This is a genomic window from Pseudomonas sp. MD195_PC81_125 (assembly GCF_014060985.1).
In the GTDB taxonomy this organism is placed as follows: domain Bacteria; phylum Pseudomonadota; class Gammaproteobacteria; order Pseudomonadales; family Pseudomonadaceae; genus Aquipseudomonas; species Aquipseudomonas parakoreensis.
On sequence record NZ_JABULD010000091.1, the window covers coordinates 1 to 4,309 of the forward strand.

Annotated in this window: 2 protein-coding genes and 1 pseudogene; 2 read left to right on the forward strand and 1 reads right to left on the reverse strand. The window is 61.7% G+C overall.

From position 1 onward, the window contains the following. Positions 1-108: 108 nt before the first annotated feature. On the reverse strand, positions 109-1,431 hold the full coding sequence (locus HT737_RS03850) for an MFS transporter (protein WP_047293892.1): 1,323 nt from the start codon (positions 1,429-1,431) through the stop codon (positions 109-111). A 194-nt stretch (positions 1,432-1,625) separates the two neighbouring features. Between HT737_RS03850 and HT737_RS03855 the strand changes: the two are divergent. Both HT737_RS03855 and HT737_RS03860 read left to right on the forward strand, forming a co-directional pair. Beyond that, positions 1,626-3,365, forward strand: a pseudogene (locus HT737_RS03855) (IlvD/Edd family dehydratase). A gap of 185 nt (positions 3,366-3,550) precedes the next feature. Then, complete coding sequence (locus HT737_RS03860; protein WP_007917986.1) at positions 3,551-4,270, forward strand: FadR/GntR family transcriptional regulator; 720 nt, start codon at positions 3,551-3,553, stop codon at positions 4,268-4,270. Positions 4,271-4,309 lie beyond the last annotated feature (39 nt).

The window sequence follows — 4,309 nt, forward strand, 5'->3', positions numbered from 1 at the left end:
GGCTTTGCCCAGCGATAGCAATCTGTCAGATACCGCTATGTTGGATGTGCCGCCGCCATCGCTGGCAAGCCAGCTCCCACAGGGTTTGCGGTGATGGTTCGTTTGATATCAGGTTCGGGTGGCACCGCGTGCGCTGGCGGCGAATTGCTCGGCTGGCAGGACGTGTTTGCGCTCAAGCACGCGGTAAACCACGCCGGTCAAAATCAAACCGAACACCATCACTGCGCTGAGGAAATACAACCCCGAACCCAGATTCCCGGTGTATTCCTTCAATGCGCCAATCACGAACGGCCCGATGTAACCACCGAGGTTGCCCACCGAGTTGATCAGCGCGATCCCCGCTGCCGCACTCGCGCCGGCAAAGAACCGCCCCGGCAAGGTCCAGAACACCGCCGTGCAGGAAAACAGCGCGAACGCCACCAGACACAGCGCCGCCAGTTGTGCCACCGGCAGGGTCAGCCAGGCGCTGAAAAACAGGCCCAGTGCACCCAGCACATAGAGCACCGCCAGGTGGCCGTAGCGATCGTTCATGCGGTCGGAGCTGCGTGGCACGATCAGCAGACCGACGATGCCGAAGATGTAGGGCACCGACGAGACGAAACCGGTCACCAGATCGCTGCCGCCAAACTGTTTGATCAGCGTCGGCAGCCACAGGCCAAGGCCATAAATGCTCAGGGTCACCGGCAGGTAAAACAGCGCCAGCAGCAACACCCGTTTGTCCTTGAGTGCATGCAGCGGGTTGCCGTGACGGGTCTGGCCGTATTCCTGCAAATCCTTTTTCAGCTCGCCGGTCAGCCAGTCTTTCTCGGCCTGATCCATCCACTTCACATTTTGTGGGCCATCAGGCAGCCAGCGCAGGACCGGCCAGGTCAGCAGGATCGCCGGGGTGCCGATGACGATGAACAGCCACTGCCAGCCGTGCAGCCCAAGGATGCCGTCCATACCGAGCAAACCACCGGACACCGGGCCGGTGATCATCATCGCAATCGGTTGGGAGAGGATGAACAGGCCGAGAATCTTGCCGCGATGGCGTACCGGGAACCATTGGGTGATGTAGTACAGAACGCCGGGGAAGAACCCCGCCTCCGCCGCGCCGAGCAGAAAGCGCATGACGTAGAAACTGTGCGGGCCCTGGACGAACGCCATGCCGATGGTGATCGCGCCCCAGGTGATCATGATCCGCGCGAACCAGCGCCGCGCGCCGAAGCGTTCGAGCATCAGGTTGCTGGGGATTTCGAGAAGAAAGTAGCCGATGAAAAACAGCCCGGCGCCCAGCCCGTAGGCCGCATCACCGATGCCGATGTCAGCGCCCATGTGCAGCTTGGCGAAGCCGACGGCGGAACGATCCACATAGGCGATCAGGTACAGCAGGATCAGGAAGGGAATCAGTTTCAGCGTGATGCGGCGGATAAGCCGCAGTTCCTGGCTCATGGGATCGGTCTCCGATTGTTGTTTTTATAGAACCTCGGGGGACGCCTCTCGCGAAAAATCGCCAGGGCCGATCCCTCCGTCGAAAACGACTATATAGTAATACTAATTACGCAACAACACTTCCAAAGCGACGATTTTGCGCTTATGTTTAGCCATGACTCGCAAACAATAGTCTTACAATAAGAGAATCGATCATGTCTGAGAAGAAACCCACCCTGCGCTCCGCCCAATGGTTTGGCACGGCCGACAAGAACGGCTTCATGTACCGCAGCTGGATGAAGAATCAGGGCATCGCCGACCACCAGTTCCACGGCAAGCCGATCATCGGCATCTGCAATACCTGGTCGGAACTGACCCCGTGCAACGCGCATTTCCGCCAGATTGCCGAGCACGTCAAACGCGGCGTGATCGAGGCCGGTGGCTTTCCGGTGGAATTCCCGGTGTTCTCCAATGGCGAGTCGAACCTGCGCCCCACCGCCATGCTCACCCGCAACCTGGCGAGCATGGATGTCGAAGAAGCGATTCGCGGCAACCCGATTGACGGCGTGGTGCTGCTGACCGGCTGCGACAAAACCACCCCGGCGCTGTTGATGGGCGCGGCCAGTTGCGACGTGCCGGCGATCGTCGTCACTGGCGGACCGATGCTCAACGGCAAGCACAAGGGCAAGGACATCGGTTCCGGCACGGTGGTGTGGCAGCTCAGCGAGCAGGTCAAGGCCGGCACCATCACCCTCGACGATTTCCTCGGCGGGCCGAGGGCGGCATGTCACGCTCGGCGGGCACCTGCAACACCATGGGCACCGCGTCGACCATGGCCTGCATGGCCGAAGCGCTGGGCACCTCGTTGCCGCACAACGCGGCGATTCCGGCAGTGGATGCGCGGCGTTATGTGCTGGCGCACATGTCCGGCATGCGCGCGGTGGAGATGGTGCGCGAAGATTTGCGCCTGTCGAAGATCCTGACCAAGGAAGCGTTTGAAAACGCCATTCGGGTCAACGCGGCGATCGGCGGTTCGACCAACGCGGTGATCCACCTGAAAGCCATCGCCGGGCGCATCGGCGTCGAGCTGGCTCTGGACGACTGGACGCGTATCGGGCGCGGCATGCCGACCATCGTCGACCTGCAACCGTCCGGGCGCTTCCTGATGGAAGAGTTTTACTACGCCGGAGGCTTGCCGGCGGTGCTGCGGCGTCTCGGTGAGGCCAATCTGATCCCCAATCCGAACGCGCTGACCGTGAATGGCAAGACGCTGGGCGAGAACACCAAAGACGCGCCGATCTATGGCGAAGACGAAGTGATCCGCACCCTCGACAATCCGATCCGCGCGGACGGCGGTATCTGCGTATTGCGCGGGAATCTGGCGCCGCTGGGAGCGGTACTCAAGCCGTCCGCCGCGACCCCGGAATTGATGCAGCATCGGGGGCGGCGCGGTGGTGTTCGAGAACTTCGACATGTACAAAGCGCGGATCAACGACCCGGAGCTGGATGTCGATAAAGACTCGATTCTGGTGATGAAAAACTGCGGGCCGAAGGGTTATCCAGGCATGGCCGAGGTGGGCAACATGGGCTTGCCGGCCAAGCTGCTGGCCCAAGGCGTGACCGACATGGTGCGCATCTCGGATGCGCGGATGAGCGGCACCGCGTACGGCACCGTGGTTTTGCACGTTGCCCCGGAAGCCGCTGCCGGTGGGCCATTGGCGGCGGTGCAGGAAGGCGACTGGATCGAGCTCGATTGCGCCAGCGGGCGTTTGCACCTGGACATTCCGGATGCCGAACTGGCAGCGCGCATGGCGGATCTGCAGCCGCCGCAGCAGCTACTGGTCGGCGGCTATCGTCAGCTGTACATCGATCATGTGTTGCAGGCGGATCAGGGTTGCGATTTCGACTTCCTGGTCGGCTGCCGAGGGGCGGAAGTCCCGCGTCATTCTCACTGATCACACAAATCCCTGTGGGAGCGAGCTTGCTCGCGAAGACGGCGGTACATTCAACTGCAATGTTGTTTGACCCGCCGCTTTCGCGAGCAAGCTCGCTCCCACAGTTGTTCTTTACCCGCCTCAAGAATGCGCCGTGCCTGCTATGATGCGCGGCATCTCCATCGCTCAGGATCGCGCCGTTCCCCATGGATTACCGCAAACCTTCCGACCGTAAAAGCATGCACTCGCGCATTGTCCAGGAACTGGGCATGCAGATCGTCTCCGGACGCTTTTTGCCCGACGACAAACTGCCCGCCGAAGCGCTGTTGTGCGAGGAATACGCGGTCAGCCGCCCGGTGTTGCGCGAAGCCACGCGAGTGCTGGTGGCCAAGGGGCTGGTGTATTCAAAACCGCGCGTCGGCACGGTGGTCAAGGCGCGCCGCGAATGGCACATGCTCGACCCGGACGTGCTGCACTGGCTGATGCAAAGCAGTCCGCAGAATGAATTCTTCAATGTGCTGACCAGCGTGCGCAGCATCATCGAACCGGCCGCTGCCGCCCTCGCCGCCCAGCACGCGACCGAGGCCGACATCGCCGCCATCGGCGAGGCCTATCAGCGCATGGAAGCCGCGCCGACCCCGGAGGCCTTGCTGCAACCGGACCTGGACTTCCATAGCCGGATTGCCGACGCGACCCATAACGATCTGCTGGCGAACCTGTGCAACATGCTCTCGGTGGCGATTGCCGAGGCGTTGAAACATTCCAACCAGCGGCCGAATCTGCATGAACTGGCGTTGCCACGGCACAAGGCGATTCTTACCGCGATCGAGAACCGTGATGCCCTCGGCGCGCGCCATGCGACGCTGGTGCAGCTGGATGATGCACGCAGCGCGTTGAGTGTTGTGCTGGGTACCGAGCTCTCCTGAAGCAAAGTCAAAAGATCGCAGCCTTCGGCAGCTCCTACA